The organism is Dactylosporangium sp. CA-052675 (assembly GCF_050947935.1).
In the GTDB taxonomy this organism is placed as follows: Bacteria; Actinomycetota; Actinomycetes; order Mycobacteriales; family Micromonosporaceae; genus Dactylosporangium.
On sequence record NZ_CP192010.1, the window covers coordinates 1,735,489 to 1,750,067 of the forward strand.

Consider the following 14,579-nt stretch of genomic DNA (forward strand, 5'->3'; position numbering starts at 1 on the left):
CGGGGGAGCCGCGGGCGGGTCGCCGCTCCGATCGGGCCGCGCCTCCGGTGGCGCCGTGGACTGATCCCGGCGGCTCGAATCCTTGGACGACGGCCTCTTCCTCTTCCGGCTCGCCCGCCGCCGCCGCTGCTGCGTTGCCTCCTGCCGCGGCTCCCGCTCCCGCTCCTGCTCCTGCCGGTGGTTCGGCTTCGGCGGATGAGGATTCGCGGCCGGCCTGGGGGCTTGAGCCCGGGAATCCCTGGGCGGCGGCCGGTGACTCCGCGGCGGCGGATTCGGCTCGTCCCGTGTTCGAGCCGGGGCCGGGCAATCCGTGGGCCGATCCTGGCTCGGCGCCGCCCAGCCTTCCGCCTTCCGCGCCGGCCTCGGGCTCGAAGTCGCTGCCTTGGGTCGATCCCGACTCATCCTCGGGTGGGCGCTGGGCCTCGAAGTCGCTGCCTTGGGCTGATGCCGACTCGCCCTCCGGCTCGTTCTCGGGTGGGCGCCGTGCTTCGAGGTCGTCGTCGCGCGGGGATGCCGGCTCGCGGCGGGGTTCTGGATCTGCTGGCTCGGCTTCCGGCTCGTCCTCGGCTGAGCGCCGGGCTTCGCGGGCTGATCCCGGTTCGGCTTCCGACGCCTCCTCGGCTTCCGACGCCTCCTCGGCTTCCGGCGTCTCCTCGGCTTCCGGCGTCTCCTCGGCTTCCGGCGTCTCCTCGGCTGAGCGCCGGGCTTCGCGGGCGGGTGCTGATTCGGCTCCTGGGGGGTGGGGCGAGTCCCGGGCGGATGCTGATACGACTCCCGGTGGGTGGCGGGCTGGGTCGGCTTTCGACGCCTCCTCCGGTGGGCGGCGGGCTTCGCGGTCGTTGCCGTGGAGTTCTCCCGCTTCGGACATTTCCGAAATTCCCGATACGCCGGCCGAAGGCGCTGATGGGCGTGTCGGATCGGATGGGCGTGCTGGGTCTGATGGGCGTGCTGGGTCTGATGGGCGTGCTGGGTCTTATGGGCGTGCCGAGGCCGACGAGCGTGCCGGGGCCGATGGGCGGCGGGGGAGGCGCGGGCGTGGCGGGCGGGATCGTGGTGCTCCGCCGCCGAAGCCGATGGACCCGCGGGAGGCGGCCCGGGAGATCTGCCTGCGGCAGCTCGCCGTGCGGCCGCGGACCAGGGCCGAGCTCGCGACCGCAATGCGCAAGCGCGGCGTCGAGGATGAGATCGCGGCGGAGATTCTCGACCGGTACGACGAGGTCGGCATCATCGACGACGCCGCGTTCGCGCGCGCGTGGGTGAGCAGCCGCCACCACGGCAAGGGGCTCTCGCGGCGGGCCCTCGCCGGCGAGCTGCGGCGCAAGGGCGTCTCCGCCGACGAGATGGGGGAGGCGCTGGAGGAGCTGACCCCGGACATGGAGGCGGAGACCGCGAAGGCGCTCGTCGTGCGGCGCCTGCGGAGCGAGACCCGCGCCACGCCGGAGGCCGTGTTCCGGCGGCTGGTCGGGATGCTGGGCCGCAAGGGGTACCCGCCGGGCCTCGCCATCCGCCTCGTCAAGGAAGCCATGGCCGAACGCGAGGACGCCGCCGAGTTCGCGGACTCCATCGACGCCGACGCGCTCGCCGATACCGCCCTGGACCCGGACGCTCAGTAGCTCTCCGCCGCCATCGACTGCTTTCTGCCGTCATCGCCTGCTTTCCGCCGTCATCGGCAGCTCTCCGCCGTCATCGACGCCGACGGGCTCGCCGATGCCGCCTCGGACCCGGGACCGCTCAGTAGCTCTCCGCCGTCACCGACGCCGACGGGCTCGCCGATGCCGTCTTTAAACCTGCGCTCGGTGGCCTTCAGCCGCCTGTCGATCGGTGAGGCGACGCCATCGGTGCTGCCTCGTACGCGCTTCACGCTCAGTGACCGTCGGGCGGGCCGGAGGTGATGGGCATCGATGCTGGAGTTGGTGGCGCACACCGTCTGTGGTGGAATGGTTGCAGCGCCGAGGGGAGGCTTGTGCGCGCTCCGGTTCCGACCAGTCACGTGCTGTGGAGGTTTTCACCTACTCAGCGACCGACATGCCGGAAAGGTCCGCGCAAAACGTGGCCGCTGGGGTGTTTCGGCTGGCGACGGTACTTGACGGACTTACATCCCGTATGGTGCCCGATCATGAGTCCTTGACCGAAGCGCCCTTCACGACCTAGCCTCGGCGTTACCAGATGGAGACCGCCCAACCACCGCGGGTTTACCGCACAACATAGATCGCGTCACAGATCAGCATCACTTACTTGATCCATAGCGGAAATGAGCGCCACGCCTTGCGGGAGGTGTTGGCGCTAGCGGCGACCCAGCAACGGGGCCCCCTAGGCCTCGATATCGATATACCTTGATGCGAAGTGGTCGGGCGTCTCCTCCATAACCCCCGCCGTCGCAAGATGCGCGGCGCCGAGCGGAGCGAGGTGACGTCGTGACGGAGCGCGCCCATGTCATCCTCTGCGACCCCGAAAGCACCGGCGGCCTGACGGCCCCGGGAGCCTGCGCGGGACGAGCCCGCGACGGCGCGCGATCGGCCACGGCCGCCGATGCCGATGGCGACGAGAGCGACAGAACCCAGCGCGGCGACGGAGCCCAGCGCGGTGACAGAGCCCAGCGCGGTGACAGAGCCCAGCGCGGTGACAGAGCCCAGCGCGGTGACAGAGCCCAGCGCGGCGACGGAACCCAGCGCGGTGACAGAGCCCAGCGCGGCGACGGAACCCAGCGCGGCGACGGAGCCCAGCGCGCGGGGCGAGCCCTCGACGGCGCGCGATCGGGCACGGCCGCCGACGGCGACGGCATTCGAGGCAAGGGGCAGGCCCGCCACGGCGCGCGATCGGCTACGGCAGCCGATGCCGGCAGCGACGAGGGCGACCGAACCCGAGGCGCGAAGCGCGTGCCGCGCGCGGAGGGCCGGAGACTCGACGTCGTGCGAGCGGCGCATCCGGCCGTCGGGGATGGTGATGTCCGTGGGCGAACCGCGCACATCGGCCTCGAGCGGCGAACCCGGGCGGCCGGCCCAAGTAGGGTTGCTACGGGGGGCGGGACCGCCCGTGCGGACAGGGCGGTGGGCGTGAACAGAGCGTCAGGTGCGAACCGGGCAGGAGCCGTGCCATGGCCCGGCTGCGGCTCGCGACCGACCCTCGACCGGACCGTGCGCGAGCGGCTCGACCAGACCGTGGGGCTCGACCAGACCGAGCGGCTCGACCAGACCGGGCGGCTCGACCAGACTGTGCGCGAACGGCTAGACAGGGCCGAGCGGCTCGACAGGGCTGTGCGGCCAGACCGGACCGAGCGGCTCGACCAGGCCGTGCGGGTGCGGGTTGACCGAGCTGTGCGGGACCGAGTCGACCGGACCGTGCGGGAGCGGCCCGGGATGTCGGATGACGCGGTGGCTGTGCGGCAGGTGGCGGCGTGACCGGGGTGCAGATCGCGTTGACGGTGGCGCTCACCGTCCTCGTGGTCGTTGTCGTGGCGGTGCTCGTGGTGGCGCTGAAGGTGGTACGCCGGCTCGGGGGCACCGTCCCCGCGGCCGCACCCGCCGGGGACGACCCCGCGTTCCTGGCCGAGAAGGATCGGCAGGAGCACTCGCTCGCGTCGTTGCGTACGGCGGCCGAGGACGCCACCGCGGCCGTCGACGAGGCGCGGGCGGCGGCGGCCGCGGCGCGCACCGAGGCCGCGGCCGCGAAGGCGGAGGCCAGCGCGGCCCGCTCGGAGGCGCGGCGGATTCTCGACGCGGCCCGGGCCGAGGCCGACTCGCTGCTCGAACGCTCGCACCGGCAGGCCGAGATCGACGCCGAGCAGGCCCGGGCGGCCGCCCGGCGGGCCGGGGAGCGCGAGGTCAACCAGCTCACCGCGGTCGCCAAGGAGCAGTCGCAGGACGCCGAGCGCCGGCAGCGCCGCCTCGACGAGCGGGAGCGGCTGCTGGCCGAGGAGGCCGAGCGGCTGGCGGAGCGGGATCGGCGCATCAGTGGTACCGAAGCGGATCTGCTGGAACGCGAAGCGTCCTTCGCCCGGAGGGAGGCCGAGCTCGCCGAGGGCGAGGAGCGGCACCGGGAGGAGCTGGAGCGTATCGCCGGGCTGACCGCCGACGCGGCCCGCGTCGAGGTCGTCGAGACGATCGAGGCGCAGGCCAAGCGCGAGGCGGCGCTGCTCGTGCGGGACATCGAGAACGACGCCCGCAACACGGCCGAGCAGCGGGCCCGGCACATCGTCGTCGACGCGATCCAGCGGGTCGCCAGCGAGCAGACCGCCGAGAGCGTGGTCAGCGTGCTGCACCTGCCCAGCGACGAGATGAAGGGCCGGATCATCGGCCGCGAGGGGCGCAACATCCGCGCGTTCGAGTCGACGACCGGGGTGAACCTGATCATCGACGACACGCCGGAGGCCGTGCTGCTGTCGTGCTTCGATCCGGTACGGCGGGAAATCGGACGGCTCACGCTCGAGAAGCTGGTGCTCGACGGGCGGATCCACCCGCACCGCATCGAGGAGGTCTTCGACCAGGCCAAGCACGAGGTGGAGCGGCTGTGCCAGCGCGCCGCCGAGGACGCGCTGGTCGAGGTGGGCATCACCGACCTGCACCCGGAGCTCATGACGCTGCTGGGGCGGCTGCGGTACCGCACGTCGTATGGCCAGAACGTCCTCAAGCACCTCGTCGAGACCGCGCACATCGCCGGGATCATGGCCGCCGAGCTGCGCTTGGACCCGCCGCTCATCAAGCGGTGCGCGTTCCTGCACGACATCGGCAAGGCGCTCACCCACGAGGTGGAGGGCAGCCACGCGCTGATCGGGGCGGACGTCGCCCGCAAGTACGGCGAGCACGAGGACGTCGTCCACGCGATCGAGGCGCACCACAACGAGGTGCTGCCGCAGACCATCGAGGCGGTGCTCACCCAGGCCTCGGACGCGTGCTCCGGGGGGCGCCCGGGGGCGCGGCGGGAGAGCCTCGAGGCGTACGTCAAGCGCCTCGAACGCATCGAAGAGATCGCCGGCGGCAAGTCGGGCGTCGAGAAGGTCTTCGCGATGCAGGCCGGGCGCGAGATCCGGGTCATGGTCCGGCCCGACGACGTCGATGACATCGGGGCGGCGGTGCTGGCCCGCGACGTGGCCAAGCAGATCGAGGAGGAGCTGACCTACCCGGGTCAGATCCGCGTGACGGTCGTGCGGGAGTCCCGGGTCACCGAGATCGCCCGCTGAGCCCGGCCGCCGGCTCGCGGGCCGCGTCCGCCGTCGCCGCGACGGCTTCGGTCGCGGGCGCTCGCTCTTGTGATCGCGCACGACCGCGGCGCCGTGCGGCGGCGGTCTCGTAAGGCTCCCGGCCCGCTGCCGCGTCGACCGCGGCCGATTCGCACAGCTCGCGCTTCGGCAATCCGTGCGCCGCGACGATGGCGCACACGTATGATGTCGCGCGGCGCGGCGCCGAGCGGGCGTCTGCGCAGCTCGCGGTTCGGCACGACCTGTGTGCCGCGACGATGGCGCACACGTACGACGTCGCGCGGCGCGGCCCCGAGCGGGCGTCTGCGCAGCTCAGGCCCCGCCGCCCGGAAAAATGATGATAAAGGAGAAAAGTCCGGATCACGAAGTGTCCGGACTTTTCTGAACCAAGCAAGCCGTCACAGCGGAGCGATCGCGGAATCCCCCACGATGAAGTCCTTCTTGACCTTGTACGCCCAGATCACCGGGTCCGCCCCGTCGAGGTTGCCGCTGCCGTCCCACTTGATCTCGCGCCCCGTCGTGGCGCCCTTCGCCTTGTACGTGGCCATGAACTTCAGCATCTCCTCGCGCGTGCCGTTCCCCGCGAGGAAGCCGGCCAGGTAGACCGCCGCCGCGTCGTACGCCTCCGGGCCGTAGAAGCTGGCCTGCGCGCCGAACGTGCCCTGGTACTTCGAGGCGAAGTCCGCCCCCGCGTCCTTCGACGGCACGCACGGGCAGGTCACGACCACGCCCTCGGCCTTGCCCTCGGTCTTGGTCACGAAGCTCTGCGTGAACAGCTTGTCCGAGCCGACGATGGGCAGGTCCGCCTTGGCCGCGCGCAGCGCCTTGACGAAGGGGATGCCGTCGGCCGACTGGCCCGCGAAGTACACCGCGTCCGGGCTGGAGTCGGTGACCTGCTTGACCGCCGAGGCGAAGTCGGTGTCGGCCTGGCGGATCGAGACGGACACGCCCGTGGCGCTGCCGAGCACGTTGGACACCTCGGTCCGGCCGATCGTGCCGTAGTCCGAGTCGTCGTACACGATCGCGGTCTTCTTGGCCTTCAGGGTGTTCTTGATGTACGCCGCGCCCGCGCGGGCCTGGTCGGCGTCGGAGCCGATGCCGCGGTGGAACGTGGCCCAGCCCTGCTTGGCGAGGTTCTCGTCCGGCGCGAACGGCGTGATCATCGGCAGCTTGGCCTTCTCCAGGATCGGGCCGGCCGCGAGGATCTCGTTGTCGTAGACGGGGCCGACGACGCCGATCACCTCGGGGTCGTCGGCGGCCTGCTGGGCCTTGGTCTTGCTGCCGTCGTCGGTCCCGGTGGTGTCGAACTCCTTGAAGTCGACCTTGCAGCCCGCGTGCGCGGCGTTGAAGTCGTCGATGGCGAGCCGGACGCTGTTGCGCATCATCACGCCGTCGTCGGAGTTGTCGCCGCTGGACATCCCCAGGTACGCGATCTTGTGCCCGCACGCCGGGGACGCCGCCGGGGCCACGACCGGGTTCGTCGGGCCGGGGTCGGGGTCGTCCGAGTCGCGGTTGGCCGCCCACACGATCCCGCCGACGATCAGCAGCAGCGCGAGGGTGCCACCGCCGACGGCCGCGATCAGCCCTCCGCGTCGTTTCGTCGGCGGCGGTACCGGCGGATAGCCCCCCGGCCACGCCGGAGCGGGGCTCGCCGGGACCGCGGTCACCGGCTGCGGGACCGGAGCCGGACGCACGGGCTGCTGCGGCATCACCGGCTGCGTGGTCGCCGGAAAGCCCACCGGCGGGCGCGGCTGCGGGTGTACGGGCTGCGGCGCGACAGCCGGCATCGCGCCCGTCTGGATCAGCGGCGGCAGGTGCGGCGTGTTCGACGGCATGCTGAACCCGGGCGACACCGGCTGCCCCGACACCGGCTGCCCCGACACGGGCTGCCCCGAAACCGGCGCGGCCGACACCGGGGCCGCGGCCACGTCGCCGCTGAGCTCGTGCGGGCCGGCGCCCGGCGTCGGGCCGCCCGAGATCGGCACCGGGGCGCCGGAGATGGGCGAGGTCGCGCCCCCGGCCGCCCCCGCGACCGCCGCCCGCCCCGTCGGCGGGGCCAGGTGCAGGGCGCCCTCGGCGACGACGAGCTCGGGCTGCTCGATCGCGGTCGGGGCCAGCCCGAACGCGCGGTGCAGCAGCGTCGCGGCGAGCGGGATCCGGCTCGAGCCGCCGACCAGGAACACCGCGGAGACGGGCCGGGTGCCCAGCGCCGCCGCGGTGACCGCGATCTGGGTGGCGGTGACGGTGCGGTCGAGGATCGGGCGGGCCAGTTGTTCGAGCTGCTCGCGGCCGATCGGGACGCTCTCGTCGAAGAGGGGCACGTGCACGTACGTGGTCGCGGCCCGGCTCAGCATCTCCTTGGCCAGGCGCGCGTCCTCCCAGAGCTGCCACGCGGCGCGCCGGTCGGTCTCGCTCTCCGGGTTGGTGAGCCGCTGCCAGCGGTCGCCCTCGCGGCCGGCGAAGTTGCGGCCGAGGTAGGCCACCACGGCCGCGTCGACGTCGAGGCCGCCCGCGTCCGGCAGGCCCTCGCTCGCGAGCACGTCGAAGCCCCCGCCCGCGTTGCGGCGCACGACGCTCGCGTCGAAGGTGCCGGCGCCGAAGTCGTACACCACCGCGATGCCGCCGACGGGCACGTGGGTGCCGACCGTGCTCACGAAGTACGAGGCCGCCGCCACCGGCTCCGACGACAGCAGCGGCTCGGGGAGCCCCGCGGCGATCGCGGCGCGGGAGAGCGTCTGGCGCCGCTGCGGCGGCCAGGTCGCGGGGTGGGTGATCATCACCTGGGCGGGCTTGGCCCCGGCGACCCGCTCGGCCTCGGTCGCGACCCGCCGCAGGACGCTCGTGACGAGGTCGGACACGGCCACGTCCCGCTCGCCGAGCCAGACGGTGCCCTCCTCGACGCGGCGCTTCGGGTAGGGCTCGAACCGGTGCGGCTGGAGCCGCGCGGAGTGCACCGCGTCACGCCCGGTGAGGATGCTGCCGTCGGCGTTGACGTACACCGCCGACGGCAGCAGGGGCGAACCGTCGAAGAGGAGGGGCTTGGTGCGCCCGTCCGGCCAGCGCAGGACCCCGACCGTGGTCGAGGTTCCGAAGTCGATGCCCAACCGGAAGCCAGTGTCCGCCACTCGCGCAGCGTACGCACCGGAGGCAACCTTGCCAATCAACTCAGATGCTCGGGTGTGAGGAACCCGGGTCGGTGCTCAGTGGTACGGGCGGCGCCGTCGTCTTGGCCCGCTTGCCGCCGATGAGCCGCTTCTGCAGCCAGAAGGCGAACCAGGACAGCAGGCCGCAGGTGCCGATGTAGATCGCGGCGACGATCAGGTAGCTGGGCACGTACGGCAGGCCGAAGGGCAGGCGGCCGCCGATGGACTTGCCGACGTACAGCAGCTCCGGCAGCTGGATGAGGAAGCCCAGCGCGGTGTCCTTGAGCAGCACGACGACCTGGCTGACGATGGCCGGCAGCATCGCCCGCACCGCCTGCGGCAGGAGGATGGACGTCATCACCTGGGTCTTGCGCATGCCCAGCGCGTACGCGGCCTCCGACTGGCCCCGCGCCACGGCGTTCACGCCGGCCCGGAAGATCTCGGAGAGCACCGCGCCGTTGTAGACCGTGAGCGCGATCACGAGCGGCCAGAACGGGCCGACCTTGTAGCCGAGCTGGATCGGGCCGTAGTACGCGAAGAAGATGAGCACGAGCAGCGGGATGGCCCGGAACAGCTCGACGATGAACGAGGTCGGGGCGCGGAAGTACCGGTGGTCGCTGAGCCGTCCGGACGCCAGCAGGGCACCGAACAGCAGCGCGAGCACGGCCGCGGCGCCGGCGGTCTTGAGCGTGGTCAGGTACCCGTCGAGCAACTGCTGCTGGATCGCGGTGTACTCGAACTGCTGCCACTTGATCGAGTCGAACTGGCCGGTGTCGTTGAAGCGCAGCACGATGTACACCAGCAGCGCCACGATGCCGATGAGGCTCACGACGCCGAGCAGGCGGTTGCGCAGCTTCGCCCTTGGGCCGGGCAGGTCGTAGAGAAGGTTCGAGCTCATCGGGCGACCCCCCAGCGGTTCTCGAGCCGGCGCTGCAGCACGATCAGCGGCAGGACCAGGATCAGGAAGCCGATCATGATCCAGAGGATCGTGTAGATCTGGTTCTCGCCGCGCTCGGAGAGGTACGCCTGGATCGCGCCCGCCTCGGCAACGGAGAAGCCGGCCGCGACCGTCGTGTTCTTGAGCATGGCGTTGAGGACACTCACCATCGGCGGCACCACGGTGCGGAAGGCCTGCGGCAGCACGATGAGGCTGAGCACCTGGCCGAAGGTCATGCCCAGCGCGCGGGCGGCCTCGGCCTGCCCGACCGGCACCGTGTTGATGCCGGAGCGCAGCGCCTCGCACACGAACGCGCTCGTGTAGGCGGTGAGCGCGATGCAGGCGCTGGGGAAGTAGTCGATGTTGACGTCCAGCTTGGGCACCGCGAACACGAGCAGCGCGAAGACCAGCGTCAGCGGGCAGTTGCGCAGCAGCAGCACGTAGGTGGTGCCGAAGCCGCGCAGGGCGGGCACCGGCGACACGCGCATCGCGGTCAGCAGGGTGCCGAGCACCAGCGAGGCGACCCCGGCGATCAGGAACAGCTGGATCGTGACCCAGAAGTGCTGCCAGATGGTCGTCCAGTTGTCCGTGAGGACATGTAGAAACTCGTTCATCCGCTGCCCATCGGAAATGGATCGGAGGGGGGACCAATGCGGGAACGCCGCCCCGAGTGGGGCGGCGTCCCGGTCAGTGGGGTCAGTACTTCTCGAGCGGCGGAATCGTCGCCGACGAGCCGGACTTGCCCAGCGTGCCGTCGTAGATCTTCTGCCAGGTGCCGTCCTTCTCCGCGGCCTCCAGCGAGGCGTTGACGAAGTCGCGCAGCGCCTTGTCGTCGTGCGGCAGGCCGATGCCGTACTTCTCCGGGTACGCCTTGCCGGTCGCCGGGTCGGTGAACGGCTTGCCGACGACCTTGAGCATGCTCGGGTTCTGCGCCGCGTAGCCCTTGAGGATCGCGTCGTCGGTGGTGACCGCGTCGACCTTCTTGTCGATCAGCTGCGACACGCACTCGGAGTAGGTCTTGAACTCGACGATGTTGCTGTCCTCGGTGAGCTTCTGGTCGCGCACCCGCTGGATCGGCGTGGAGCCGGTGGCGGAGCAGACCTTCTTGCCCTTGAGCGACTCCGAGCCGGTGATGGACGTGTCGTCCTTGCGCACCAGCAGGTCCTGCGCGGCGATGAAGTACGGGCCGGCGAAGGAGACGTCGGCCTTGCGCTTGTCCGTGATCGAGTAGGTGCCGACGTAGTAGTCGACCTCGCCACCCTTGATCGACGTCTCGCGGTTCGCGGACGCGACCTCCTTGTACTCGATCTTCGCCGGGTCGATGCCGAGCTTCGACGCGATCAGCTGGGCGATCTCGATGTCGAAGCCGCAGCGCTTGCCGGAGGCGTCCTTGTAGCCGAGGTTCGGCTGGTCGAACTTGACGCCGACGACGACCTTGCCGGCCGTCTTGATCTTCGCGAAGGTCGGGCTGCCCGCGATGTCGACGCCCGTGGCGGGCGTGAGCGTGGCGCCGGACGACGTGCAGGCGTCGCTCGCCGCGGCGGGCGCGCCGGACTGGCCCGCCGGGGTCTCCGGGGTGGGCGTGCCCTCCTTGCCGCAGGCGGCAAGGCCGAGCGAAAGCGTGGCGACGGCGGCCATGGCCGCGATGCGCGTGATTCGCATGTTCTTGCGTGCTCCTTCCAAATAGCTCAGGCCGTCCGGCGGACCGGGCGGCCGCGTGGCGCACCGGGGGTGGTACGCCGTCTCTCGTGCGTCGAGATGGTGCGTGAACGTCAGTGCGTGAGGATCTTCGAGAGGAAGTCCTTGGCCCGGTCGGTGCGCGGGTTGGCGAAGAAGTCCGCCGGCTCCGCCTCCTCGACCAGCTGCCCGTCGGCCATGAACACGACGCGGTTGGCCGCGTGCCGGGCGAAGCCCATCTCGTGGGTGACGACGACCATCGTCATGCCCTCGCGGGCCAGGCCGGTCATCACCTCGAGCACCTCGCCGACCATCTCCGGGTCGAGCGCGCTCGTCGGCTCGTCGAACAGCATCGCCTTGGGCTGCATGGCCAGGGCGCGCGCGATCGCGGCGCGCTGCTGCTGGCCGCCGGAGAGCTGGGCCGGATACTTCTCGGCCTGCGCGGCGATGCCGACCCGCTGCAGCAGGCCCATCGCCCGCTCGCGGACCACGGCCGGCTTCTCCTTGCGGACCTTCACCGGGCCGAGCATCACGTTCTCGAGGATCGTCTTGTGCGCGAAGAGGTTGAACGACTGGAAGACCATGCCGACCTCGCTGCGCAGCCGGGCGAGGGGCTTGCCCTCGGCGGGCAGGCTGGTGCCGTCGAACACGATCTCGCCGTTGTTGATGGGCTCGAGCCGGTTGATCGCGCGGCAGAGCGTCGACTTGCCCGAGCCCGAGGGCCCGACCACCACGACGACCTCGCCCCGCCCGATCGACAGGTTGATGTCCTTCAACACGTGCAGTTCGCCGAACCACTTGTTCACGCCACTGAGCACGATCAAAGGCTCGTCCGTCATGTCCCGCCCCACTGGAATAGCGACGCTTGTCTTCCCGTCTGGTGCGACTGACGTTAGCGGGGCAAAGGCTCTTGATCCGCGACACAGTGGTCACGGGCCGATAACGACGTCCGAATTGCGCGTACGTGTCCACGACGGGTTCCTGCCGGCGCTTTCTGTCGTCCCGGTTTGATCACGGCAAGCAACCCGGCGATGCTGATGCCATGCGCATCCTCGTGACCAATGACGACGGCATCGACAGCCCCGGCCTGCTCGCGCTCGCCGGGTGGGTGGCGCGCGCCGGGCACGAGACGGTGGTCGCCGCGCCGGCCGAGGAGTCCTCCGGCTCCAGTGCGGCCCTGCTCGCGGTCGACGAGGGCGGGCGCATCCAGATGCGGGAGCGGGGCATCGACGGTACCGCCGCGGCTTTCGCGGTTTCGGCGACGCCGGCGTTCATCGTCCTGCTGGCCACGCGCGGTGCCTTCGGGCCGCCACCCGACGTCGTGCTGTCCGGCGTCAACCGGGGGCCCAACACGGGCGCCGCGGTGCTGCACTCCGGCACCGTCGGGGCCGCGCTCACGGCCGTGGCCAACGGCTGCCCGGCGCTGGCGGTCTCGCTCGACGTGGCCCCCGACGCCGAGGAGGCCAACTGGGACACCGCGGCCGAGGTCGCCGTCGACCTGTTGCCGCTGCTCACCGGCGTGTTCGCGCTCAACGTCAACGTGCCCGACGTCGAGGCCGGGGCGCTGCGCGGCATCCGCCGGGCGCACCTGTCCGAGTTCGGGATGGTGCAGATGACCCTGCGCGACGAGGGCGAGGGGTTCGTGCGGATGTCCCTCGAACAGGTGGGGGAGGTGCCCGAGCCGGGCAGCGACGACGGGTGGCTGCTGGACGGGTACGCCGCCGTCACGCCGCTCTTCCCGCCCGGCGAGGCCGCGGACGTGGAGCTGCCCGGGCTCGTGGATACGGCCGGTGAGCACATCGGGGGCTAGCGCCGCAGCCCCGCCCCGGTCGCGAAGCAGGCGCTAGTATTTGCCTCGCCATGACTGAGACCCGTACCTTCCGCGTGATCACCTACGGCTGCCAGATGAACGCGCACGACTCCGAGCGCATCTCCGGGCTGCTGGAGGAGGCCGGCTACGTGCCGGCGGCCGGCGACGGCGAGCCCGACGTCGTCGTGTTCAACACGTGCGCGGTGCGGGAGAACGCGGACAACCGGCTCTACGGCAACCTCGGCCACCTGCGCCCCACGAAGCTCGCGCACCCCGGCATGCAGATCGCCGTCGGCGGCTGCCTGGCGCAGAAGGACCGCGGCGACATCGTGAAGAAGGCGCCCTGGGTGGACGTCGTCTTCGGCACCCACAACATCGGCTCGCTGCCGGTGCTGCTGGAGCGCGCCCGGCACAACGCCGCCGCCGAGGTCGAGATCCTCGAGTCGCTCGAGGTCTTCCCCTCGACGCTGCCGACCCGCCGCGAGTCGACCTACGCGGGCTGGGTCTCCATCTCGGTCGGCTGCAACAACACGTGCACGTTCTGCATCGTGCCCGCGCTGCGCGGCCGCGAGAAGGACCGCCGCCCCGGCGACGTGCTGGCCGAGGTCGAGGCGCTGGCGGCCGAGGGTGTGCTGGAGGTGACGCTGCTCGGCCAGAACGTGAACTCCTACGGGGTCGAGTTCGGCGACCGGTACGCGTTCGGCAAGCTTCTGCGCGCGTGCGGCTCGGTCGAGGGCCTGGAGCGGGTGCGCTTCACCAGCCCGCACCCGAAGGACTTCACCGACGACGTGATCGCGGCCATGGCCGAGACGCCGAACGTGTGCCACTCGCTGCACATGCCGCTGCAGTCGGGCTCGGACGACGTGCTGCGGGCCATGCGCCGGTCCTACCGGGCCGAGAAGTATCTGGGCATCATCGAGAAGGTCCGCGCCGCGATGCCCGACGCCGCCATCACCACCGACATCATCGTGGGCTTCCCCGGCGAGACGGACGCGGACTTCGAGCGGACGCTCGACGTGGTGCGCGAGGCCCGCTACTCCAGCGCGTTCACCTTCCAGTACTCCAAGCGTCCCGGCACCCCCGCGGCCTCGATGGACCCGCAGGTGCCGAAGGCCGTGGTGCAGGAGCGCTACGACCGGCTGATCGCCGTGCTGGAGGAGATCAGCTGGGCCGAGAACAAGCGCCTGGTCGGTTCGACGCTCGAGGTGCTGGTCGCCGTCGGCGAGGGGCGCAAGGACAACGCGACCGGCCGCCTGTCGGGCCGCGCCCGGGACGGCCGGCTGGTGCACTTCGCCGCCGATCCCGCCGCCGGCATCCGGCCGGGCGACATCGTGCACACGACGGTGACCTATGCGGCGCCCCACCACCTCAACGCCGACGGCCCCCTGGTCTCGCACCGCCGCACGCGGGCCGGCGACGCCTGGGAGTCGGGCCGGGTGACGCGCACGCCGGGCGTGGCCCTGGGCATGCCGACGATCGGCGCCCCGCCGCCGCAGCCGGCCGCCACCCACTGCTGAAGCGTTCCCGGCGCCGAGCGGAGTACGGCCCCCTGGTCTCGCACCGCCGCACGCGGGCCGGCGACGCCTGGGAGTCGGGCCGGGTGACGCGCACGCCGGGCGTGGCCCTGGGCATGCCGACGATCGGCGCCCCGCCGCCAGCCGGCCGCCACCCACTGCTGAGGCGTTCCCGGCGCCGAGCGGAGTCAGGGCCGCGCGGCGCCGGCCACCGCCCGCGTATCGGGGCAGAAAAGCGTTGACCACTACACGCACGCGGCGTGTAGTGGTCAACTTTCTATGTCGGACGGGGCGCTGCCCGTCA

General features: G+C 71.7%; 10 protein-coding genes. 5 read left to right on the forward strand and 5 right to left on the reverse strand.

Going from position 1 to position 14,579, the window contains the following annotated elements; genetic code table 11:
• Positions 1–875: 875 nt before the first annotated feature.
• The 3 genes from ACQP1P_RS07780 to rny all read left to right on the forward strand — a co-directional run bounded on the left by ACQP1P_RS07780 (position 876) and on the right by rny (position 5,176).
• A complete protein-coding gene (locus tag ACQP1P_RS07780; protein WP_433089900.1) occupies positions 876–1,613 on the forward strand; it encodes a regulatory protein RecX in 738 nt (245 codons plus the stop codon).
• A gap of 1,521 nt (positions 1,614–3,134) precedes the next feature.
• Positions 3,135–3,398, forward strand: coding sequence for a hypothetical protein (locus ACQP1P_RS07785; protein WP_433084479.1), 264 nt, complete (start codon positions 3,135–3,137; stop codon positions 3,396–3,398).
• Positions 3,395–5,176 carry a ribonuclease Y gene (gene rny / locus ACQP1P_RS07790; RefSeq protein ID WP_433084481.1) on the forward strand — a complete coding sequence of 594 codons (1,782 nt, stop codon included), beginning with the start codon at positions 3,395–3,397 and terminating at the stop codon, positions 5,174–5,176. The genes ACQP1P_RS07785 and rny overlap by 4 nt, the downstream gene beginning before the upstream one ends.
• Before the next feature lie 416 nt (positions 5,177–5,592).
• On the opposite strand, the gene ACQP1P_RS07795 is transcribed toward rny, so the two are convergent.
• The 5 genes from ACQP1P_RS07795 to ACQP1P_RS07815 form a co-directional block, all read right to left on the reverse strand.
• Positions 5,593–8,319, reverse strand: coding sequence for an ABC transporter substrate-binding protein (locus tag ACQP1P_RS07795; RefSeq protein WP_433084483.1), 2,727 nt, complete (start codon positions 8,317–8,319; stop codon positions 5,593–5,595).
• A gap of 40 nt (positions 8,320–8,359) precedes the next feature.
• Entirely contained in the window at positions 8,360–9,235 is an 876-nt protein-coding gene (locus tag ACQP1P_RS07800) for an amino acid ABC transporter permease (protein ID WP_433084485.1), read from the reverse strand.
• A complete protein-coding gene (locus ACQP1P_RS07805) occupies positions 9,232–9,888 on the reverse strand; it encodes an amino acid ABC transporter permease (RefSeq protein ID WP_433084487.1) in 657 nt (218 codons plus the stop codon). Before ACQP1P_RS07805 ends, ACQP1P_RS07800 begins: the two co-directional genes overlap by 4 nt.
• An 82-nt stretch (positions 9,889–9,970) precedes the next feature.
• Positions 9,971–10,936, reverse strand: a complete 966-nt coding sequence (locus tag ACQP1P_RS07810) for a glutamate ABC transporter substrate-binding protein (protein WP_433084489.1) — start codon at positions 10,934–10,936, stop codon at positions 9,971–9,973.
• A gap of 110 nt (positions 10,937–11,046) precedes the next feature.
• A complete protein-coding gene (locus ACQP1P_RS07815; RefSeq protein WP_433084491.1) occupies positions 11,047–11,790 on the reverse strand; it encodes an amino acid ABC transporter ATP-binding protein in 744 nt (247 codons plus the stop codon).
• A 203-nt stretch (positions 11,791–11,993) separates the two neighbouring features.
• On the opposite strand from ACQP1P_RS07815, the gene surE reads away from it, so the two are divergent.
• Both surE and miaB read left to right on the forward strand, forming a co-directional pair.
• Positions 11,994–12,761 (forward strand): 5'/3'-nucleotidase SurE, encoded by a 768-nt coding sequence (gene surE / locus ACQP1P_RS07820; RefSeq protein ID WP_433084493.1) that lies wholly within the window; start codon positions 11,994–11,996, stop codon positions 12,759–12,761.
• 50 nt (positions 12,762–12,811) lie between these two features.
• On the forward strand, positions 12,812–14,278 hold the full coding sequence (miaB, locus tag ACQP1P_RS07825; RefSeq protein ID WP_433084495.1) for a tRNA (N6-isopentenyl adenosine(37)-C2)-methylthiotransferase MiaB: 1,467 nt from the start codon (positions 12,812–12,814) through the stop codon (positions 14,276–14,278).
• Positions 14,279–14,579 lie beyond the last annotated feature (301 nt).